The following is a 23207-nucleotide window of genomic DNA, read 5'->3' on the forward strand; positions in this document are numbered from 1 at the left end:
ATTAGCGTCCTTTGGTTCCGGTTAACGCATCCGTCAGGTCCAGATACTGTGGCGCCACCGCGCCGGCGAAGCGCCGCTGGTGCGCCGTCTGCTGGGCGGAGGCGCAGCCCTGTTCGCCGAGAAACTTGACCTGCTCCTCTTCCCACACCGCATCCAGCGCCTGCGGCGTATCGTCACGCGCCTCTTGCGCCACCTGGGTTTCCAGCGTCTGGGCCTGCACCTCGCTGCCGGACAGCAATAGCAGCAGATCGAACAGCACCGCATACGGGCTTTCGCGCTGTTGCAGGCGCGCGCCCAGCAGCGCCAGGATCGGCGCGATGTCCTGCAGCCCTTCCCGCGCCTGCGCCGCGCTGCGGCTGGCCAGATACTCCAGATACAGCGGCAGGAAATCCGGCAGCTCGCGGCTGTCGATCTCCAGCCCGGCGGCGCGGTACTGCGCCATCAGATCGACCATCGCCTGGCCGCGATCGCGCGACTCGCCGTGCACGTGCTCAAACAGCAGCAGCGAGGTGGCGCGGCCGCGATCGAACAGCTCGCAATAGTCGGCCTGCGCGTCCAGCAGCGGGCGGGCGCACAGGCGGCGGATAAACAGAATCAGCTGCGCGCTGTGGTGCAGATCCAGCTCGCTGGCCGGCTCCAGCGCCTCAATCAGCGCCTGCTGATGGTCAAACAGGACCTGCTCCGGGTAATCCAGCAGGCGGGCGATCACTTTCAGGCTGATCATGAGGCATCCTCCGGCCGCGCGGTTTTCGCGGTCACGTCGATGGCGTCGATGCGGCGGCTGTTGAACAGGTTGAACTTGCCGTCGCTGCCGTGGCAGCCGTCGCCGAAGCTGAAACCGCAGCCTTTGCTTTCCGGGAAGGCTTCGCGCGCCAGCTCGCGGTGGCTCGACGGCACCACGAAGCGATCTTCATAGTTGGCGATCGCCAGGTAGCGATACATCTCCTGCGCCTGCGCTTCGCTCAACCCGACCTGCTCCAGCGCGCTGGTGTCCACCACGCCGTCGACGGTTTCCGCCCGCTTGTAGTGGCGCATCGCCAGCATGCGCTTCAGCGCCAGCAGCACCGGTTCGGTATCGCCGGCGGTCAGCAGGTTCGCCAGATACTGCACCGGAATGCGCAGGCTCTCGACGTCCGGCAGCACGCCGCTGTGCGCCAGCTCGCCGGCGTCGGCGGCGGACTGAATCGGCGACAACGGCGGCACGTACCAGACCATCGGCAGCGTGCGGTATTCCGGGTGCAGCGGCAGCGCCAGCTTCCAGTCCATCGCCATTTTGTACACCGGCGACTGCTGGGCAGCTTCAATGACCCCCTGCGGCACGCCGTCCGCCAGCGCCTGAGCAATCACCTTCGGGTCATGCGGATCGAGGAAGATGTCGAGCTGGCTCTGGTACAGATCCTTGTCGTTCGCCACCGCCGCCGCCTGCTCGATGCGGTCGGCATCGTACAGCAGCACGCCGAGGTAGCGAATGCGGCCCACGCAGGTCTCCGAACACACCGTCGGCTGCCCGGCTTCGATGCGCGGGTAGCAGAAGATGCACTTCTCGGACTTGCCGCTCTTCCAGTTGAAGTAGATTTTCTTGTACGGACAGCCGGTCAGGCACATGCGCCAGCCGCGGCACTTGTCCTGGTCGATCAGCACGATGCCGTCTTCGCCGCGCTTGTAGATCGCCCCGCTCGGGCAGGTGGCGACGCAGGCCGGGTTGAGGCAGTGCTCGCACAGGCGCGGCAGGTACATCATGAAGGTGTTTTCGAACTGGCCGTACATCGCCTTCTGCAGGTTGTCGAAATTCTTGTCCTGCGAGCGTTTTTCGAATTCCCCGCCGAGGATCTCCTCCCAGTTCGGGCCGCTTTCGATCTTGTTCATGCGCTGGCCGGTAATCAGCGAGCGCGGGCGGGCCACCGGCTGGTGCTTGCCCTGTTTGGCGGTGTGCAGATGCTGGTAGTCGTAATCGAACGGCTCGTAGTAGTCGTCCAGCGCCGGCACGTCCGGGTTGGCGAAGATTTTCGCCAGCACGCCGACGCGGTTGCCCATGCGCGGTTCCAGCTTGCCGTTGATTTTACGGATCCAGCCGCCCTTCCATTTTTCCTGATCTTCCCAGGCGTGCGGATACCCGACGCCGGGCTTGCTTTCCACGTTATTGAACCAGGCGTATTCCATACCTTCACGGCTGGTCCAGACGTTCTTGCAGGTGACCGAACAGGTGTGGCAACCGATGCACTTGTCCAGATTCAGCACCATGCCGACTTGCGAACGAATTTTCATTTGCTGTTCTCCTGCTGACTGCCCTGCGCGTAGTCGTTGCCTTCGTCATCCAACCAATCAATGCGGTTCATCTTGCGCACCACCACGAACTCGTCGCGGTTGGAGCCGACGGTGCCGTAGTAGTTGAAGCCGTAGGCCAGCTGCGCATAGCCGCCGATCATGTGGGTCGGCTTCGGACAGGCGCGGGTCACCGAGTTGTGGATGCCGCCACGCTGGCTGGTGATCTCCGAGCCCGGCAGGTTCACGATGCGCTCCTGCGCGTGGTACATCATGGTCATGCCGGCCGGGATACGTTGGCTGACCACCGCGCGCGCCGTCAGCGCGCCGTTGGCGTTAAAGGCCTCGATCCAGTCGTTGTCCGCAATGCCCAGATCTTTGGCGTCGTCTTCGCTCAGCCAGACGATCGGGCCGCCGCGCGACAGCGTCAGCATCAACAGGTTGTCGCTGTAGGTGGAGTGAATGCCCCACTTCTGGTGCGGCGTCAGGAAGTTCAGCGCCTTCTCCTTGTTGCCGTTCGGTTTGCTGTTGAGCAACGGCTGCGCGGCGCGGGTGTCGATCGGCGGCCGGTATACCAGCAGGCTTTCACCGAAGGCACGCATCCACTCGTGATCCTGATACAGCTGTTGACGGCCGCTGAGGGTGCGCCACGGGATCAGCTCGTGCACGTTGGTGTAGCAGGCGTTGTAGGAAACGTGTTCGTCTTCCAGACCGGACCAGGTCGGGCTGGAGATGATTTTGCGCGGCTGCGCCTGAATGTCGCGGAAGCGAATTTTCTCGTCTTCCTTGTTCAGCGCCAGATGGCGGTGATCGCGGCCGGTGACGTTGCTCAGAGCCTCCCAGGCTTTTACCGCCACCTGGCCGTTGGTTTCCGGCGCCAGCGACAGGATCACTTCCGCCGCGTCTATCGCGCTCTCGATCTTCGGCCGCCCCGCCGCCGGGCCGTCGGCCTTGACGTAGTTAAGCTGCTTGAGGAAATCGACCTCGGTTTGGGTGTTCCAGCTGATGCCCTTGCCGCCGTTGCCCAATTTGTCCAGCAGCGGCCCCAGCGAGGTGAAGCGCTCGTAGGTGGCCGGGTAATCGCGCTCCACCGCGATGATGTGCGGCGCAGTTTTGCCCGGGATCAGATCGCATTCGCCTTTCTTCCAGTCCTGCACGCCGTAAGGCTGCGCCAGTTCGGCGGCGGAATCGTGCTGGATAGGCAGGGTCACCACGTCGGTTTCCTGGCCCAGATGGCCAACGCACACCTCGGAGAAGGCCTTGGCGATGCCCTTGTAGATCTCCCAGTCGCTCTTCGAATCCCAGGCCGGATCGACCGCCGCCGACAGCGGATGGATGAACGGGTGCATGTCGGAGGTGTTCATGTCGTCTTTTTCGTACCAGGTGGCGGTCGGCAACACCACGTCGGAGTACAGGCAGGTGCTCGACATGCGGAAATCGAGCGTCACCACCAGATCCAGCTTGCCTTCGCCGCCCTGCTCGCGCCATTCCACTTCCTGCGGCATCACGCCGCCCTGCTGGCCGAGATCTTTCCCCTGAATGCCGTTTTCGGTGCCCAACAGGTATTTGAGCATGTACTCATGGCCCTTGCCGGAGGAGCCCAGCAGGTTGGAGCGCCAGACGAAAAGGTTGCGCGGGAAGTTCTGCGGATTGTCCGGCTGCTCGGCGGCGAAGCCCAGCGAGCCGTTTTTCAGGCTGTCGACGGTGAACTCGACCGGCGACTGACCGGCCGCGCGGGCCTGCTCCGCCAGGCGCAGCGGGTTGGTGCCCAGCTGCGGCGCCGACGGCAGCCAGCCCATGCGCTCGGCGCGCACGTTGAAGTCGATCAGGCTGCCGCCGAAGCGCGATTTGTCCGCCAGCGGCGACAGCAGCTCGTCGGTGCCAACGGTTTCATAGCGCCATTGGCTGGAATGGTTGTAGAAGAACGAGGTGCTGTTCATGTGGCGCGGCGGGCGCTGCCAGTCGAGGCCGAACGCCAGCGGCAGCCAGCCGGTTTGCGGCCGCAGTTTTTCCTGGCCGACGTAGTGCGCCCAGCCGCCGCCGCTCTGGCCGACGCAACCGCAGAAGATCAGCATATTGATCAGGCCACGGTAGGTCATGTCCATGTGATACCAGTGGTTGACGCCGGCGCCGACGATGATCATCGAACGGCCGTGGGTCTTCTCGGCGTTTTCCGCGAACTCGCGGGCAATGCGGATAATGTTGTGGCGCGACACGCCGGTGATCTGCTCGGCCCAGGCCGGGCTGTAGGCCTTGACCTCGTCATAGTCGGCGGCGCAGTTGGCGTCGCCCAGCCCGCGCTCGAGGCCGTAGTTGGCAAGCGTCAGGTCGTACACGCTGGTCACCAGCGCTTCGCTGCCGTCCGCCAGCTGCAGGCGTTTCACCGGCAGTTTGTGCAGCAGGATCTCGTTCAGCGCCACGCTGTTGAAATGCTCGCTGTCGGCGCCGCCGAAGTATGGGAAGCCCACCTCGGCAACGTCGTCATGCATGCCCAACAGGCTGAGCTGCAGCTCGACTTCCTGTTGCGACTTGCCCTCACGCTGTTCCAGGTTCCACTTGCCCTTCTCGCCCCAGCGGAAGCCGATGGAGCCCTGCGGCGCCACCAGATCGCCGCTGCGGCTGTCGATAGCGACGGTTTTCCACTCGGGGTTGTTTTCCTGGCCCAGCCCGTCCACCAGATCGGCGGCGCGCAGCAGGCGGCCGGCGGCGTAATGGCCGCCTTCACGCGCTTCCAGCAGCACCAGCATCGGCATGTCGGTATAGCGGCGCACGTAGTCGCGGAAGTAGCCGACTTCGCGATCGAGATGGAACTCTTTCAGCATTACGTGGCCCATCGCCAGCGCCATCGCGCTGTCGGTGCCCTGCTTCGGATTCAGCCAGTGGTCGCACAGCTTGGCGACTTCGGCATAGTCCGGCGTCACCGCCACGGTTTTGGTGCCCTTGTAACGTACTTCGGTAAAGAAGTGGGCGTCCGGGGTGCGCGTCTGCGGCACGTTGGAGCCCCAGGCGATAATGTAAGAGGAGTTGTACCAATCGGCGGATTCCGGCACGTCGGTCTGCTCGCCCCAGGTCATCGGCGAGGCCGGCGGCAGATCGCAATACCAGTCGTAGAAGCTCAGGCAGGCGCCGCCGATCAGCGACAGGTAGCGGGCGCCGGCGGCGTAGGACACCATCGACATCGCCGGGATCGGCGAGAAGCCGATGATACGGTCCGGGCCGAAGGTTTTGGCGGTATAGACGTTGGCGGCGGCGATCAGTTCATTGACCTCCTGCCAGCTGGAGCGGACGAAACCGCCGCGGCCGCGCGCCACCTTGTAGCTTTTGGCTTTTTCCGCATCGCCGACGATAGAGCCCCAGGCCGCGACCGGATCGCTGTGCTGCGCTTTCGCCTCGCGCCACAGCTTGAGCAGACGCTTGCGCATCAGCGGGTATTTCAGCCGGTTGGCGCTGTACAGGTACCAGGAGTAGCTGGCGCCGCGCGGGCAGCCGCGCGGTTCATGGTTGGGCAGATCGGGGCGGGTGCGCGGGTAATCGGTTTGCTGGGTTTCCCAGGTCACCAGGCCATTCTTCACGTAGATCTTCCAACTGCAGGAACCGGTGCAGTTCACGCCGTGGGTGGAACGCACCACTTTGTCGTGCTGCCAACGGCTGCGGTAGCCGTCTTCCCAGTCGCGGTTGGTGTTCAAGGTCTGGCCGTGATCGCCAGAAAAAGGCTCCGCCAACTGCTTGAAATAGCGGAAACGGTCTAAAAATTTGCTCATCCGGAATGCTCCTGAAGGCTCTTGTCGTTATAAGAAGACATGCTCAATCTGCCGCCAGCCTACTGACGGCCAATCGGCGGCAAATTGATTGCGATCAAGAGAAAGCGGGAGGCGATACACGCGCCGGGTGAGAAATACCACCAAAGTATAGGTGCGACAAACGAGATTAATATGTTGAATTTAAATGAATAAATCAGGAGTGGAAGACAGAGGCTGACGGGCGAGAGGCAAGATGGGGTATTTGGGGGTAGGACGCGGGAGAAACCTCCCGCGTAACGCTAACTCGACGCTTTCAGCGTTGGAGCCACAGCGTCGCGGTGCCCACGGCGGGCAACGCCAGCTGGATCTCCGCCCCCCCTTCCTGCTGCCGCCAGCCCGCCGGAAGGCGCAATCGGGTGCTTTCCTCTCGATAGTAAGGGTTGGCTACCAGCAGCAAGGCGCGATCGCCCAGAACAAACATCCGCGCCGGCATTTGAGGGTTGCTTCCCGCCAGCGGCGTCGATTTTCCCGTCAGCAGATAAGGGGTGAAGGCGGCGATTTGCTGCGACACGGCGGCCACACCGCGCCAGGTGGCGTCAAACTCCCGTTGGTCGAAGCGGCCGGTTTTGCGCTTGTAAAACAGATCGGTATAAGAATAAAACAACAGCCCCTTGGCGCCGCCGATCAGCGCCTGCCAGGCCTGATTGCGGATTTCCGCCTCTGACGGCGGATGTGGCTTGCGGCGGGCGTCATAAGCGGCATGATCCATGATTTGCATCACCACCCAGGCCCCGCGCGCCTGGCGGGCGGCCTGCACCGTCAGTTCGGTATAACGCGTGGTGCGCGTCAGATCGCTATCGTTCCCCACCGGGTAAGGGTCGGTCGCCAAAATGTCGCTGCTGTTGAAGTGAGCGTCCAACTCCCCGGTTTTGTTCAACACCTGGAAGGTAGGATGATCGCCGTCAAGCCGCTTTATTTGCAGGTTTTTTTCCTCGATCTTATCGAGATATTCCGGCCCCAGCTCATCGTTGATGTACCAGGCGAGCAGGTTGGGCTGAGAGCGCAAGCGCTGCACGTACCAGGCCGTCAGCGCCGCATAATCGCCGCCGCGCACGGCCGGCGCGAAGCGGCTGCCGCGGTACTGATCTTTGACAGAGTAAATGACCAGCAGCCCGCGCTGGCGTGCGTTGCGGAAAAAGGCGTAAGGGTCTTTCTTCTCCCCATAATCATAATTCAGCACCGTGTTGAATCCCGCCGATGCGATGCGCGCCAAATGCTCATCGGTCGCCACGTTGGCGTAAATGCCCAACGGGAAAAGCCGTTGACCGTCGCGCAGGGTAAAGCCTTCGCTGTCGATCGCCACTTTGGCCGCAGGCTGCCCGACGCGAAAAGACAGCTCGCTGTCCGGTGCCGGCCGGGATTGCTGCCCGGTGACCTGCTGACGCAGGCGGTATTCGCCCTGGGCCAGGCCGGTCGGCGGTTGGTATTCGATACGGCGCTGCCCTTCAACCTGATAACGGTCGCGGCTACGGTGAACAACCTGCCCCTCGGCATTGAGCAATTCGCTGTCGACCTGCAAACGCTGCGGCTGCGAAGTGACGACCAGCGTGTCGACCTTCCCCTGCGCCGACGCGCCGAGCTGATACAACGCCGGCATAGACGCTCGAGCACACGCATAGGCGTCGTCAAACCAGGCGGTACCGGTGCTCCCCTTGCGCAGATAAACGCCAAACGTGATTCGCGCCGCCTGCGGCGGCACGGTATAGCTGGCGTTCACCTGCCGCCAGCCGCTGTCGCCGGTCACCCCAGCCGGATAGCTGCCTTCCAGAAAGCGCCCCTGCGCATCAAAGCTCTGCAGATAAACCCCGGCGCCGCCGTCGCGGCTTTGCCCGCGTACGCCGCGGGTCTTGAGCCAGACGCCAAAATCGATCGTCTGTCCGGGCGCAACCTGCAGCGCCTGGTTGAAGGTGCGGTACTGCGCGGCATCTGCATTGTCATAGCGCAAACTGCCATTGCCGCTGTGCGTATCGCCGTCGGCCTGCGCGCCCTGCGCTCGCCAGCCGCCGAGACCCTGCTCAAAGCCGGGGTTGGCCAACAGATTGGGTTGGCAGCTCTGCGCCAGAGCCGAAGCGCCCCACAAGGCGCAACAGCCCAGAACCACCCTCTGATACATCCCCCTCATGGTCATTTCCTTTTCACCACGGCATTGAACAGATAGGTGGCGAACAGATAGCAGGATTTCTGATAAGACAGCCCCAAATGCTGACGGTAAATCCGCCATTGCCAGTCAGCGGCGCGGATTTTGTTGCCCGACAGCGAATGGGTAGACAATCGGTAACAGGCCAGCGGTTCAGGAATGCAGTAGGCCAGGCCGTTACGCGCCTTCTGCAGCACCGCCAGCCACATCAAATAGTCCTCATGGCCCACTTTTTGCTGATACACCTTGCCGATGCGCTTTTGGTTGTAGATGCCGGTGAGATTGCCGATCCAGTTGCTTTTCAACATGTCCTGATAGCCGATAAGCTCTTCCGCGCCACGGGTGTTTTTGATCAATTTCAGGTCGTCTTCGAAGGTGTAGTAATGGGAACACACCACGTCGTAGCGGCGGGTTTGCAAAATGCTCGCCTGGCGCGACAGCTTGTTGGGGAGCCATACGTCATCGCTGTCGCAGAAGGCGATATAGTCGCCGTTCGCCGCCTCAATGCCGATGTTGCGCGTTTCCGCCACGCCCTGATTATGCTCATTGCGTATATAGGTGAGGCGATCGTGGATAAACGGCCGCACCACCTCGGCAGTATCGTCGGTGGACGCATCATCGATCACATACAGGTGATAATCGGTAAATCGCTGGTTCAGCACGCCTAGAATCGACTCTTTGATAGAGTTCGCGGCATTGTAGGCCGGCATGATTACGGATATCTTTTCCATTTTGTCCTCACTCGGTGAGCTGTTGCCACTGGGGATAAATACGTTCGGGAGAAAAACGGCGAGACTTCTCTAACGCGGCGACAGAAAAGTGCTCGCGCAAACCCGGATCGAGCATCAGTTTGATCACCCCTTCGCTGAAGGCGGCGGCGTCGTCATCGGGCACCAGATAGCCGTTGACGCCGTCGTCTATCAACTCGGCCGGGCCGGTCTTGCAGTCGTAGGCCACCAGCGGCAGGCCGAAACTCATAGCTTCGATCAGCACCATCGGCAATCCCTCATAGCGAGAGGTCATCAAATACAGGCTGGCCTGGCGATAATAGTCCGCCACGTCGGCGGTGGCCGGCAGCAGACTCACCTGCCGCGCCAGCCCGGCGTCTTCAATCTGCCGCAGCAGCGCATCGCGCTCCGGGCCGTCGCCAATAATCAGCAGCCGCCAATCCGGCACCTGCGCCGCCACCCCTCGCCACAGCGCGATCAGACGATCGAAGCCCTTCTGATTGCTCAAGCGCCCCACCGCCAGCGCCACCTTTTGCTGCAGCGCCGGCGTTGGCGCCTGTGCGCGGAACGGCGAAACGTTCTCGATCACCCGACATTTCCCGGCCCCCACCCAGCGAGCGATGGCGTCGCTATCTTGCCGCGTCAGGAAAACCACGCGATCGCTCAGCCGGTAAACCAGCAACTTCAGCCACTTAAATACGCGCGGATACTGGTGAAAGCTGACGTGCTCACTCAACAGCAGCCGGCTGCGGGCACAGAACAAACGCAGGAAAGGCGTCATCACCACCGACAGTTTCCCCATGGAAACGGTAATGATCACGTCCGCGCGTTCACGCCGCAGCGCGAACGCCAGCCGCCACGGCCAGAACAGCGAATCGCCACCGCCGCAGCGCAACCGGACGTCGCTCGCCAGCGGAAAGAAGCTCCGCTCGCCAAACAGCGAAAACACCGCGACCTCGTAACCCGGCAAACGCGCCAGCGCATTGGCCAAACCGCTGGCGACCCGTTCAGTACCGCCCTTGCCCGCCATATTTTCGATAACGATGATTATCTTGCGTGGTTGCATGTCATCTCCTGAATCCCTGGCGCACGTTGCGCAGCAGCCGGCCGCCAACCGAGAACAACCCCAACCGCGCCAGACAATCGCCATACCATTTGATCATCTTGAACTTGCCGCTCAGGCTGTGCCGCACGATGCGCGACGAGTAATAATTGAACGCCTGGGCGTTTTCCGAATACAGCGAGGCCAGCAGATGCTTACAGGCGAATCCGCTGATATGGCGATCGCTGGGGCTGAGGAAGGTATTGATAAAGCGGTCGCTGGCCTCCAGATTAAGCTTCGCCGTCATGCGCCCGTAGCGCCCCACGTCGAGAAACACCCCGCCGCCGGCGTCATGCGCCACTTGCGCGCCCAAATTGGTGGCGTTGACCAGAAAGCCCCAATCCTGATGCTTATTGAGAAACTCGGGAAATAAAAAGCGGCGATCGCTTTTTTTACGCATGCTGATGGTGGATGACCGAATATCGCCCATTTCCAGAAAAAGAAAATCTTCGCCGGAAGAACCGGATTTGTAGTGGAAGTTGAAGTCGCGTACCGAATCGCCGCTCACCTCCGCATAGTTGCCGAAGATAATGTCAATCTGGCGATCTTCATGCTTCTTCATGCGGCGAATAATATAGTTGGTCGTGAAGTAGTCATCGGAGTCGAGGAAAAACACGATCTCCGATTGCGCTAACTTGGTGCCTAAGTTGCGCGATACCGCCGCATTGCTCTTCTGTTTTTTCTCATGCAGCATCACATTGCTATTGGTCGCCGCTATCTGGCGGATAGATTTGATGTCATCCTCGTCAGAGCAATCATCAACCAAAATCACCTGATAGTCGAACCCTTGGCAAGCGTTGAAAATTCGCTTCAGCGTTTTAGGCAGGTAGCGCGAACTATTATAAATAGGGATCACGATAGAGAAATCCATTTCTTAACCCTCCAGCTTAGAATTTATTATTTCTTTTCCACGGCAAAGCAACAATAACGACACGTTAAATACCGGGACCAAAAAATAGGTTTCCGTCAAGGTTGTTAACAGGAAAACCACCACCACCCAGCGCATGAATCGACTCAGCCTGCGCATATTGCCCAACAAGTGAAAATAACAAAAAAGCATGACGACAGAGGCGATGCCACCGGCCGAATAAAACATGGCGATGAAGAAGAAATCGACTGGCTTATACGGCTCTATATTCATGCCGAACAGCGGATTGGGTAGCCCCACCGCCTGAAACATCTGCCAGGAGAACCAGATCCGGCCGGTCAGCGCCTGGTTCAAGATCACGTCCAATGCCGGATTGTTCCCCCAGCGTATAACGCTGGCGAATTGAAAGCCGACAATGACCAACGTCAGCGCGATGCAGACTTTTCTGTTGGGGGCGACACGCAGCAGCGGCGCCAGCCAAAACAGCAGCAGCATCAACAACGCCAGCATAAAACAGGTGCGAGAATAGGAATACATCAGCACCGGGAGAATTAACGCCGATACCGCCAACGAAGCGATATTTTTCATTCCACGCGTTAATTTCGCATGGTCGATCAGGCACAGCAGTGTGGCGAACAAGGCAAAAGAATAATACGCCAGGGTATTCGGGTTATCGAACCCCAGCGTTAATCTGTTGCCATAACGTTCATCAAGGTAAACAAACCCATCAGTGTAAAAGGTATAGGGAATAACCACCAGCAACCCTGCCACCACAAAGGTGATGGCAAACATTTCAGCGCCACGCCCCATTTCGATACGACGAAATAAAATTATCACCGCCGTGCTGAATACCGCACCAAACAGATAATCACCATGCCCGGTGGCAATATTCATAAGAAACAGCAGAACCAAAAAACCCGCAACCGCCTTTTCCGCCAGCGTAGCGATAAAAAATGCATAACCGACATAGAGCAACATCAGGCCATTCAGCCCCAGCACGGCTTTATTAATCAGCTCGCTGTTGAACGATCCCGAGGTCAGGAAGGTTTTCACGAAAAACATCAGCAGGAAGGTCAATACGATGGATTGATTGATCAAATCCCGCGACTGATTATAACCGGCATTGGCATGCATTTGAAAATTGGAGGCGACTCTTTGCATAAGCGTTTACTCAGTAAAATAACTGCCCCATTCCTGCTCAATGTTTTTCGGCATCAGCTTGCTTAGCCCCGCGCCAGGCGTAAATGTCAACTCACCGAAATACACCTTCTCGCCGACCTGGTAGAAATCCACGCGCACATAAGAGAACTGCTGCGCCGTCTGGCGAGCCAAACGTATCATTTCATCCAGCCGCGTAGGGCGCGGCATCGGTTCGTCGGCATTGGGCAAGCTGATACGGATTTCGGTGCGGTTCCAGTCGACATCAAAAATATCGCGCCGATGGGTGCCGAAGCGCTGATAATCCACCTGGATGAACATGCGAATTTCATGATTGTCGTTGAAACAATGAAACTTGATATCGTTCGGCACCTGTTCGCCATCCAGCAACATGCGCTCCACCATGATGCAGGGTTCGATATCCAGATAATGCTTTTCGCGACTCTGCTCATAAAAGTTGCTGCGCATCCACGCGTTGCTGAGATCGTACAACTCCGCGTAGCTAACCTGCCGCTTGTCGAACACCAACCGGTTATAACCGCTGCCGTGGTTGGCCTTCAGCACAAAGGCGTTGGGCAATTGCCTGAACATGTCGTAGCTGAGTTCAGTGCCATGCGCATACAGCTCCACCAGGTACTCCTCGCCCCACAGACCGGCGATAAATTCACGTACCTTGAACTTGTCCGACAAGGTGGTGTAGATGCTGCGCGGGTAAATTTTGCGGCGCATGATCTTTTCGCTGAAGCCGGTCGGTTTTGACAGGTGCGGCAGCTTCTTGAAATAGAGCGCGTATTTAACCTGATGGTGCCAGGCATCGGGCAGGCGCTTGGAAATGTTTTTAACCAGGATGTTTAACATGCTCTCTCCTTAATTTGCTGACAAGACGCGGCAGGCAGTAAAAACAGGTCAGCTGCAGTCGGGTAATTTTTCCGCCACGGAATAAACTGTTCAGCACGAAGAACGAAATGAATTCCGCCAGCAGCGTAGACACCGCCGCGCCGATCAGGCCATAGCGCGGGATTAGCAGCAGATTCATCACCACGTTCGCCACAGCCACCAACGGCATCTTGATGGCGATAAAGCGATAGCCGGCGAACAGCACGATGCTGCGGTACGAAACCGTCCCCATGACCGAAAACAGCGAGGTCAGCGTACAGATAGCCAGGATGCTGGCGGCCGGTTGGAAAGCGGCGCCGTACAGCAGCGCAATGGCCGGGTGGGCGAACCACCACAGGCCCAGCAACACCGGCAACGACAGGCCCAGGACCACCAGATATAGCACCCGGATACGGTACTCCTGCTCCAACGGATCGCGGCAGCTGGCAATGCCCGGCATCAACGAGGTGATCAGCGCCATCGGCACGAAAACCCAGCCTTGGCTAAGGGTGGTGGCGGCGCTGAACCAGCCTACCGCCTGCTCGCCGACCAGATTGCCCAGCATGATTTGATCGATGCGGGTATAGATCACTATCGACAGGCTGGAGATGGCCAACGGCAGCCCCACCTTTAGCAAGTAACGGCCGTAGCGCCTGGCCTGGCGCGGCGTAACCCGCGGCGAGGCCGCAGCTTCCCCACGGAATAACCAGAGGCGCACCAGGTAAGGCACGGCGCTGCTGAGGATGTAGGGTACCGCGAACCACACCAGCGGCAGCGCGGCGCTCACCAGCGCCAGCCGCAGCCCGATCGACAGCAGCAGCGCCAGGTTGTTGATCAGCGTATTGCGTTTCGACTGCAGGCGGGCATCGTAATAAATCTTGTACACGTCCTGAATCGAGAAATAGGCGCTGACAAGCAGCAACAGCGTCATCAGTTGGCTGGCGGGCGTTTGGCTGAAATAGCTCCATATCAGTATCGGCAGCGCCACCACCAGGAACAGCCGGCGGCGCAGGCGTATTGACGCCAGCATCAGGCGAATGCCGCTCGGCTGTCGGCGGGCGACGCGGTTGAAAATGATGCTGTCGGCGCCCAACTGCACCAGTGGCACCACGATGGCGATCGTCGCCAACAGATAGTTGAGCGCGCCAAACTGCGCGGGCCCCAGATAGCGCGCAACGTAAATGGAGACGAAGATGCCGGACAGGCTGAGCGAAACGCGTTCGAGCATCAGCCACAGGGCATTGGTGATAATGGCCTTCACCCGCTTACTCCCCTGCCTGCGGGAGCTCTTCCCGATGGCTTGGGTAGGCGAAGTTGTAATAGCTCATGTCGGTTGCCGCCTTCTTCACCATGCCGTTGAGGATCACGCCCTTGATCGTCACCCCATTCTGTTCGAAGCGGCGCATGCTGGTTTCGATCTGCTTGACGGTATTCACCTCAAAGCGCACCACCAGCAGCGAGGTGCCCGCGTGATTGCCGACGATCGCCGCGTCCGTCACCGCCAGAATCGGCGGCGTGTCGATCAGCACCAGATCGTAGTTTTGCCCGGCCCAGCGCAGAAAATCGGCGAAACGGCGGTGCATCAGCAGTTCGGACGGGTTCGGCGGCACCTGGCCGCGCGGCACGAAGTCCAGGTTGGCGATGGCGGTTTTCCGCACCGCCTGTTCCGCCGTCACGTTGCCCACCAGCATGTCGGACAGGCCCTGATGCCCATCATCCGCCAACCAGCGGTGCAGGAAGCCTTTGCGCATATCGGCGTCGATCAACAGCACCCGCTGCCCGGCCTGCGCCACCACCACCGCCAGGTTGGTGCTGGTAAAGCTCTTGCCGCTTTCCGGGCTGGCGCCGGAGACCATCAGAATGTTGTTTTTGGCCTCCATCATGGCGAAATGCAGGCTGGTGCGCAGGCTGCGGATCGCTTCCACCGACAGATCCGTCGGTTCGGCCACCGCCAGGATCGGCAAGCGCCGGCCGCCGGATTTGGGCAGCAAATGACGCTGCTCGCGGTTGCGCTTGACCTGCCACGGCGACAGCGGCACCGTGGCGTAGACGTTGATGCCCCGCTTCTCCAGGGTATCGATATCATTGATGCCGCGATGGAAAGCCGCGCGCAGCAGCACCACCGAGGCGGCGCCTCCCGCCCCCAGCAGCAGCGCCAACAAGACGATCAGCATCTTCTGCGGCTTAATCGGCCGGATAGCGGTTTCCGCTTCGTCGATGATGCGAACGTTGCCCACCGTGCCGGCCTTGCTGATGCTCAGCTCCTGCTGCTTGTTCATCAGCTGCATGTAAACCTGCTGATCCACCTGCACGTCGCGGGTGAGGCGCAGGATCTCCTGCTGCATTTTCGGCAGCGTCTGCACCTGTTTACCCAGCCGCGCCTTTTCCGCCTCCAGCGTGGCGCGCTTTTCCAGCAGCGCCCGGTAAGCCGGGTGCGCGCGGGTATAGAGCTTGGAGATCTCCGCTTCCTTGAAGGTCAGCTCATTGAGCTGGGCTTCGAGCTGCACCTGAGTATCCAGCACCGATTTGGCTTCCAGCGACAGATCCACCGAGTCGTTTTGCTGGCGGAACTGATTGAGCTGGGTTTCGGCATTGTTCAGCGAGGTTTGCGTTTGCGGCAATTGCTCTTGCAGGAACGCCAGCATGCGCTGCGCCTCTTCCGTTTTGCGATCCACGTTCTGTTGCAGGTAGTTGTCGGTGATGTTCTTCAGCATCGCCTCGGCGCTCTGCGGATCTTCGCTCGGCAGCGTAAAGGCCATGATGCCGCTGTCCTTGCCGCCCGGTACCACGTCCAGGTATTTGCGCAGATCGTCCACCGCTTCTTGACGCGCGACTTTGACCACGGTAAAGCTGGCGCCCGGCGCCGCGTCCAGCGCCGAGACGGTCATGTTCCAACCGCCCTGCGCCACCGGCTGCCCGACCACGCCGCTGAACAGTTTGTCGCCGTCATGGCTCAATTCGTAATGCTGCCCGTCGCGCACCGTCAGCGTCAGCGCTTCGCCCTGCATGTCCGACGGCGTCGTCAGCGTGGTGATGTTCAGCACCGGCGGCTTTTCACCGCTCAGCCGGGCAAGGCCTTTGCCGAACACCGGGAAATAGTCCGGGCTGACGCGCACCGTCAGGCCGAGGGCGTCCACCGTTTTGCCGAGCACGTAGCGTGACTTGGCCAGCGTCACCTCATCCTGCGTCGCCGAGCTTTGCCCCATCGTGCTGTCCAGCGTTTCACGCAGCAGCGAATCGCCGGACAGCTGCTTCTCCACCTGCACCACCGCCGTGGCCTGATACACCGGGGTGGCCAACAGGGCGTAGGCGACGCCCAGTACGCCGGCCAAACCGGTCACGACGGCGATCCGCCAACGGTTATCCCACAGCGGCCCGATCAGCCGCTCCCACTCCAGCTTTTCATCTTGTTCGGCCACCATCACGGACAGCGCATTGTTTTTCATCTTCTGTTCCTTATTCACCCTGCGGAGTTACCAGTTGCGCACGCGCAAGGTAGCCTCGCTGAGATCGTTAAAGCTGCTGATGGTCGGCACCAGCTGGCTGATCAAACGGTTCCAGCGCGCGATCGGCGCCGCAGTGACGTACACGACGTCGTAAGGTTGCAGCTGAAATTCAGCGCCCATCGCCAGCGCGCTGGCGTCGGAGAGATCGAACTGATACAGCGTCGCCAGCCGCTGCGGCGTTTTACCGCCGCTCGGCCGGATCACGAACACCCCGGTCGCATCCGCCACCGTCTGGCTGATCCCTTCGGAAGATCCGAGGGCTTCGGTCAGGGTCATGCCGCTGCGATCCATCTTCAGCGTCGCTTGCTTGCCCACCTCGCCCATCACGAACACTTTCAATTCGTCATTGCGCGGGATGTAGAGGATGTCGCCCGGCTGCAGCAGCGCGTTCTGGCTGATGTCGCCACGCTGCATCAGCGCCTGCAGCGAAATAGCCCGCTCTTTGCCCTGATGGGTCAGCACCACGTTGCGCCAGTCGGCGTTGTCCGTCAGGCCGCCGGCGGCGTTGATCGCGTCCAGAATGGTCAACGGCACGTTGGTGATCGCCTGTTGGCCGGAGGTTTTCACTTCGCCGGTCACGTAGGCCTTCTGCGAACGAAAAGCGGCGATGCTGACGTCCACCTGCGGGCTTTCCACGTACTGCGCCAAACGGCCGGCGATCAGGCTGCGCACTTCGGTGACGGTCTTGCCCACCACCGCCACTCGCCCGATATAGGGATAAAAGATCGTGCCATCTGCATGCACCCAGTTGCCGGTATCGCTGGCGCTGCGGTACTGCCCGGCCGGCGTGGTCAACTCGGGGTGATCCCAGACGGTGACGTTCAACACGTCGCCGACGCCGATGCGGTATTGATAGTTCTGCAACCGCTGATCCAGCGCCGGATTCGGCCGGGCGACCGGTTCTACGCGCCGCATTTTCTGCAGCAGCATCGGCGACATGCGGTAAACCTGCACCTGGTCATTCAAATCGAAATCGTCGTCCTGCTGCACGACGATGGCTTTTCCGCTGGTCGGTAAATGTGAGCCGGGGACCACCGTACACCCGCTCAACAACGCGGAGGTGAAGGCCAACGGCATCAAAAGAGGCAAATGAAAATTCATGGAAGTACCGTGATAAGCGGGCTGCTGCCGCAGCCCGTGAGGGGATTAACGGCCGACGGTCGGATTATCGCTGAACACCGTCGCCTGACGCGGTTCGCGCAACATGGCGAAATAACCGCAGAAACAAAACAGAAACGCCACCAGCATCAGGCTTTCCTGCAGCTGCAGCACTTCGCTGCAAATGCCGACGCAGGCCAGCGTCACCGCCAGCATGGTGCTCATCGCCAGCGCCTGGCGCGCATTGAGCCCGCGACGCATCAGAATGTGGTGCAAATGATCGCGGCCCGCTTTGAAGGGGCTTTGGCGGCGCAACAGGCGGCGCACCATCACGGTCACCATGTCCATCAGCGGAATGGCGATCAGCCACAGCGCGGTGACCGGGCGCATTACCGCCTGCGGCCCCTGAGTCGCCAGCAACACCAGCCACAGCACGCTGAAGCCGATCACCATGCTGCCGGCGTCCCCCATAAAGATCTTGTTGCGCGCGCCGAACAGGCTCAGGTTGAACAGCAGATAAGCCGCCAGCGCAGCGATCAGGCCCAGGCACCACAGCGCCAGATCTTCCCGGCCGCCCAATCCGAACACGATGGCCAATGCAACGAAGGTAACGCAGGACAAAGCGCCCAGTTGCCCGTCGATGCCATCCACCATGTTGTAGGCGTTGATCGCTCCCCATACCGCCAGCGGCGTAAGCAGCAACGCGCCATAGCCGAGCATCACTTCCTGATGCCCCCAGACATAGCCCAATGAGGAAAGCTGCATCCCTGCCGCCAGCATCATCGCCAGCGCGATCCCTCCCTGCACCATGACGCGCGGCGCCACGGGCAGATCAAAGCGGTCATCCAGCACGCCCAATACCACCAGCGCCGTAATGCACAGCAGATAGACGGTGCTGTCGGGCAGCCAGGCGGGTTGCCACAGCGTCATCAGCATCAGCGTCAGGTATACGGCGATGCCGCCGACCAGCGGAATATGTCCCAGATGTTGCTTGCGCGCATTGGGCTTATCCACCAATCCCACCGTCAAGGCGGCCCGGCGGGCAATAAGCACCCAGGCGACCGCCAGCACAAATATCACGCTCAGTTGATATAACATCGTTCCTCCAGCGAATAAGCACGCTACCGCCCTTGAGTTACAGCTCCCAATGCGCTATTAACAAAAACAAAATTGATCCGGCCAGGATATAAGTCAGCATGAGTTAATCCTGAAAAATACAGATTTATCCGCTTGTCGGCGGAAATACGTAAATAACGTCAGCGTGCGGTTAAGTTATCTATCAGAAAACTCATGTTTAATGGTTCTTTCGATTGCCGAATCAAGTTCAACCGGCGCCACGAAATTATTTTGCACATTACTTTTAAATTGCGTTCTGGCGCAGAATTTCTGCACTCTGACGCGGCTGATTGGGAATTTTTTACGACTTATTTTACTCACGACATCCAATGCGGTCGCCCCGCATATGCCCACCACATAAGGAATGCGAATCGTCTTATTTTCTCTGCCCAGCGAGGAGGAAATAACGTCGACCAATTGATTCATCGTAAAGTCCGGTTTATCGACGTAGTTGCTGACCTGATAACTTGACTGCTGGTCCAACGCATGTTCCAGCCGCGCGGCAATATTCTCAACGTAAGCCATCGACTTCATATTATTGCCGCTGCCAATCATCACGAATCGGCCGCTGGCGATCTGGCGGAACAGGTTATACACATTGCCGCGGTTGCCTTCACCGAATACCACCGTCGGGCGGATGATGGTCAATTTGTTTGCGCTATCCGCCTTGCGCCACGCTTCATAAACGTATTCCGCTTCGAGCTTGGACTTGCCGTAATGGTTGAAGGGATCGAAACGTCCCCCTTCATCGGTTTCCTGCTCGACGAACCCGTAAACGGCCACCGAGGAAGTGAAAATGATTTGGCGGATATTCAAGGCGGAGGCGGTCATGCAGACATGGCGTGCGCCTTCGACATTGACCTGATAATAGAGCGAAATAGGATCGACGTTGTCCTGATGCTCCGCCGCCAGATTAATGATGGCTTCACAGCCCGCCAGCGGTTCTTGCAGGGTCTGGGGCTGCGTCACGTCGCCATACTGATAGAGCGCCGGAAAATGCGCGCTGGGTTGCTTGTCAACGATGACCAACGTCAGATCATCGCGCGCACTGAGACGTTTTGCCAGGCGTGTTCCGATAAAACCGGAACCCCCGATAATAGCTACTTTACGCTTATCCATAATTTGTCACTCAGCAGGTTCTCATTATTCCTGTCACCTCGATGGAAACAGGACGCTAATATGCGTTAGGTAATGAGTTCCAGACTGGACAAATCGAACCTGGCTTTCAAATAACAAATAATGAAATAAAAGATTTCATCAAATGTAAAATTATCGCTAAAGATAAAACATCATTCAGCGCTAATTTTTAACATCGTAAGCAACTTGATATTGCAAGGTTTTGTTCGGCAATATGAGATTAATCCGACCTTTACCCGGCGTAGAAGAAGTCTCATATTTTACCGGCAACTTAAGCTGCCCTTGCTTGGGGTCGACACATTCGATGGTCGCCTGCTCCATGCTCTCGCCCTGGTACAGGCAGAGCAGGGTTTGCGGGCTGTTGGTATGGGGATTATTCAGCGTCAGCGTCAACACCACGCGCGTGTTGTTCTGAATATCATTGATCACCGGTGGACGAGTTTGGTTGCCGAGCACATATGAAAAATGTGAAATAACCAGCAACGAAGCGAATACCGTCAGATATTTCACTACGCGGCTGGCGGGCATGCTGAAAAAGCGCCGCACCGTCGTCGACTTTTTTTCACGCGTGGGTTCGTGGGCTGACTCTACCGTTGCAACAGGCGCAGCAACCAGCGTCGATTTACGCGGCTTATCTATTTTTTCATCGTTTGTTTCAGACGACTCACTTTCATTTTCAGAAAGTTCCGCTTGAATATCAACGCCAATATTTTCATCGCCATTTAATATATCATCATCAGCGTAGCCCTCATCCTCGGATATAAAGTGAAAAGCCGCTTGATTTTCCACCTTGTAACCCAAACGGGGAATGGTTCTGATAAGCGTATGTTCCGTGTCGCTAATTTTTTGGCGAATAGATTTAATTGTTTGATTTATCGTTGAATCTGAGCAGTAAGTTCCTTTCCAGATATTTTCTATAATTTCCGTTCGTGTAACCAGCTCTGGCGATCTGGCGACAAGCAGCGAAAGAATTTGATACTCCTTCCAACGCAGACGAAATTTCTCCCCGGCAGGAGTCAGAACATCGAGATTCCTAATCTTTATTCTTTTATCAAGATTCACTTTTAATTTCCTTAGCGTGCCTGTCCTGCACACTTTGTATAGAAATATCAAAAAATGTTCAAGAAATTAAATGTAAACTCAACAGGTTGCATTCATCGGATATTGGCCTTTATAAAAATTTTCTGATTTCATTTTTTACATTAGGCCTTATTAAGGATGTTCCGTTTACCCAAATGACTCTTTTTCCCTGCTGGCAACATGGATTTCTTTCATGGCTACCGTAAAATTCAAATGATCACCTCATTGATTTAAAAAGAAAAAACTAGCGGTGTTGTTAGATTGTTAATCGAATAAAATTGTGAAATTTCATTCTTACCCGTGAATTCATTGTGTTTTTCCACCTAATCTGATTGTCAGATAGACTACAAAAAGCCGGAAGAAACAGAATGAGAGTTATCTGATTTAACCCCGTTACACATTCCACTCAGTGCGTGCAGCATCTATGACAAAATCCTATTACTGATTTTATAACAATCGCACTAATTATGCCTTACCGTCCCGGAAATTTCATTTAATCTGCGGAAAGATATTAACGCCTTAATGTAAGAATACTCTCAATAAAACGGAAAAAACGTACAAATAATATAATCCGTTTTGGCGAAAATATTCCCACATTGAGAGATAGTGCTATAAAAAAAGAAAAAAACGGCAAGCGGAGATGAGAATTTTACCTAAAGACAGAAAATTTCACTGAGGAGGCGAGGAGAGATGACTCGGAATGAGCGAAATATCCCTCCCCTGCCGGGAGGGATTGAGAAAGACGTTTGATACTCAGGATTTTTTCTTGCGGCCATACACCGCCCAGGTGATCACCACGCACAAGATATAGAACACCAGGAATACTTTCATTGCCCCCGCCGGCGAACCGGTCAACGCCAGCGAGGTGCCGAATGCCTGGGGAATGAAGAAGCCGCCGGCGGCGCCGATCGCCGAGATAAAGCCCAATGCGGCGGCGGAGTCCGTCACCGCTTCACGCTGCGCGCTCTCGTCGCTGCCGCCGGCCGCTTTCACACGATCGACAGTGATTTTACGGAAAATGACGGCGATCATTTGGAAAGTCGACCCGCTGCCCAGCCCCGCAGTGAGGAACAGCACCATAAAGATGCCGTAGAAGGCGATGAACGAACCGCCCTCACCCGCCGTCGGCAAGGTCAGGAACAGCAGCGCGGCGAATACGGCCATCACCACAAAGTTGATCAGCGTCACCCGCACGCCGCCGAAACGGTCAGACAGCGCGCCGCCGACCGGCCGCGCCAGCGCACCGAGGAACGGGCCGAAGAATGCGTAATGCAGGATCACGATGTCCGGGAATTGCGTCTTCGACAGCATGGCGAAACCGGCGGAGAAACCGATGAAAGAACCGAAGGTCGCAAGATACAGCAAACTCAGCATCCACAAATGCCCACGTTTGAGCACCGGCAGTTGCTGGCGCAGCGAGGCCTTGGCCGCCGCCAGATCGTTCATGCCGAACCAAGCCGCCAGGGTGGCAACCAGCAGGAAAGGCACCCAGACCCAAGCGGCGTTTTCCAGCCACAGCTGCCCCCCCTCCGCCTGATTTTGCGCCGTGCCGCCAAACAGGCCGAACAGGCTGAAAGAAATTGCCAGCGGCGCGACCAGCTGCATGACGCTGACGCCCAGATTTCCCAACCCGCCGTTGAGCCCTAACGCGCCGCCCTGACGCGCTTTCGGGAAGAAGAAGCTGATGTTGGCCATGCTGGAGGCAAAGTTGGCGCCGGCGAAGCCGCACAGCAGGGAAATGATGACGAACACGCTGTACGGCGTGCTGCTGTCTTGCACCGCGAACCCCAGCCACAAGCACGGCACCAGCAGGAAGCAGGTGCTGATGGCGGTCCAGCGACGGCCGCCAAACAGCGGGATCACGAATGAATACGGCACGCGTAAAATAGCGCCCGACACCGACGGCAGCGCCGTCAGGAGGAACAGTTGGTCGGTGGTGAAGTTGAAGCCCACCTTGTTCAGGTTGACCGCGACGGCGCTGAACAGCATCCAGACGCAGAAGGCCAGCAGCAGGCAGGGAATGGAAATCCACAGGTTGCGGGTGGCGATGCGATGGCCACGCTGCTGCCAAAAGGCGCTGTCTTCAGGACGCCAGTCCTGAATCAGCGCACCGGTTTTCTTTGATGAAGGCGTTGCAAGTTGCGACATAAAAACCTCAGACACGGGGGATCATTCTGCACACCCTAGGGGGCGGCCCCGGCGGCAAAGTTGATGTATATCAACCCGAATGCAAGTAGTTGGCGGCATAAATAGCGCCTTCATCCCCTTAGGGGTACGCCCCGAATAAAAATTAAATCAATTTAAATCAACGAATTAGAAAAAATCACACCGCTACTCTC

16 protein-coding genes are annotated in these 23207 nt (G+C 58.2%); all 16 read right to left on the reverse strand.

What is annotated here, in order from left to right; translation table 11 throughout:
- Position 1: 1 nt before the first annotated feature.
- The gene (gene narJ, locus ACJ8IN_RS01205; protein WP_033647718.1) at positions 2-724 is read right to left on the reverse strand and encodes a nitrate reductase molybdenum cofactor assembly chaperone; all 723 of its coding nucleotides are present in this window, start codon (positions 722-724) and stop codon (positions 2-4) included.
- Positions 721-2265 carry a nitrate reductase subunit beta gene (gene narH / locus ACJ8IN_RS01210; protein ID WP_308325810.1) on the reverse strand — a complete coding sequence of 515 codons (1545 nt, stop codon included), beginning with the start codon at positions 2263-2265 and terminating at the stop codon, positions 721-723. The genes narJ and narH overlap by 4 nt, the downstream gene beginning before the upstream one ends.
- On the reverse strand, positions 2262-6023 hold the full coding sequence (locus tag ACJ8IN_RS01215) for a nitrate reductase subunit alpha (RefSeq protein WP_308325811.1): 3762 nt from the start codon (positions 6021-6023) through the stop codon (positions 2262-2264). Before ACJ8IN_RS01215 ends, narH begins: the two co-directional genes overlap by 4 nt.
- Before the next feature lie 292 nt (positions 6024-6315).
- Complete coding sequence (locus tag ACJ8IN_RS01220; protein WP_373275764.1) at positions 6316-8175, reverse strand: carbohydrate-binding protein CenC; 1860 nt, start codon at positions 8173-8175, stop codon at positions 6316-6318.
- A gap of 11 nt (positions 8176-8186) precedes the next feature.
- Complete coding sequence (locus tag ACJ8IN_RS01225; RefSeq protein ID WP_033634927.1) at positions 8187-8930, reverse strand: glycosyltransferase family 2 protein; 744 nt, start codon at positions 8928-8930, stop codon at positions 8187-8189.
- 7 nt (positions 8931-8937) lie between these two features.
- Entirely contained in the window at positions 8938-9993 is a 1056-nt protein-coding gene (locus ACJ8IN_RS01230; RefSeq protein ID WP_308325814.1) for a glycosyltransferase family 4 protein, read from the reverse strand.
- A 1-nt stretch (position 9994) separates the two neighbouring features.
- Positions 9995-10900, reverse strand: coding sequence for a glycosyltransferase family 2 protein (locus tag ACJ8IN_RS01235; protein ID WP_033647723.1), 906 nt, complete (start codon positions 10898-10900; stop codon positions 9995-9997).
- A gap of 3 nt (positions 10901-10903) precedes the next feature.
- Positions 10904-12058, reverse strand: a complete 1155-nt coding sequence (locus ACJ8IN_RS01240) for a hypothetical protein (protein ID WP_049234809.1) — start codon at positions 12056-12058, stop codon at positions 10904-10906.
- A gap of 6 nt (positions 12059-12064) precedes the next feature.
- Positions 12065-12913 carry an ATP-grasp fold amidoligase family protein gene (locus ACJ8IN_RS01245; RefSeq protein WP_033647726.1) on the reverse strand — a complete coding sequence of 283 codons (849 nt, stop codon included), beginning with the start codon at positions 12911-12913 and terminating at the stop codon, positions 12065-12067.
- A complete protein-coding gene (locus tag ACJ8IN_RS01250) occupies positions 12894-14192 on the reverse strand; it encodes a flippase (protein ID WP_039565578.1) in 1299 nt (432 codons plus the stop codon). Before ACJ8IN_RS01250 ends, ACJ8IN_RS01245 begins: the two co-directional genes overlap by 20 nt.
- A gap of 4 nt (positions 14193-14196) precedes the next feature.
- A complete protein-coding gene (locus tag ACJ8IN_RS01255; protein ID WP_308325816.1) occupies positions 14197-16377 on the reverse strand; it encodes a polysaccharide biosynthesis tyrosine autokinase in 2181 nt (726 codons plus the stop codon).
- 27 nt (positions 16378-16404) lie between these two features.
- Positions 16405-17538, reverse strand: a complete 1134-nt coding sequence (locus ACJ8IN_RS01260; protein ID WP_033647730.1) for a polysaccharide export protein — start codon at positions 17536-17538, stop codon at positions 16405-16407.
- A 45-nt stretch (positions 17539-17583) separates the two neighbouring features.
- Positions 17584-18633, reverse strand: a complete 1050-nt coding sequence (gene wecA, locus ACJ8IN_RS01265) for a UDP-N-acetylglucosamine--undecaprenyl-phosphate N-acetylglucosaminephosphotransferase (RefSeq protein WP_033647732.1) — start codon at positions 18631-18633, stop codon at positions 17584-17586.
- A gap of 174 nt (positions 18634-18807) precedes the next feature.
- A complete protein-coding gene (locus ACJ8IN_RS01270; protein ID WP_308325817.1) occupies positions 18808-19770 on the reverse strand; it encodes an NAD-dependent epimerase/dehydratase family protein in 963 nt (320 codons plus the stop codon).
- 180 nt (positions 19771-19950) lie between these two features.
- Positions 19951-20850, reverse strand: coding sequence for a winged helix-turn-helix domain-containing protein (locus ACJ8IN_RS01275; protein WP_033653666.1), 900 nt, complete (start codon positions 20848-20850; stop codon positions 19951-19953).
- A gap of 771 nt (positions 20851-21621) precedes the next feature.
- The gene (locus tag ACJ8IN_RS01280; RefSeq protein ID WP_047571564.1) at positions 21622-23016 is read right to left on the reverse strand and encodes a NarK family nitrate/nitrite MFS transporter; all 1395 of its coding nucleotides are present in this window, start codon (positions 23014-23016) and stop codon (positions 21622-21624) included.
- Between the last annotated feature and the right edge of the window lie 191 nt (positions 23017-23207).

Origin of the sequence: Serratia sp. CY31944 (assembly GCF_052169175.1) — a bacterium.
Lineage (GTDB): Bacteria > Pseudomonadota > Gammaproteobacteria > Enterobacterales > Enterobacteriaceae > Serratia > Serratia sarumanii.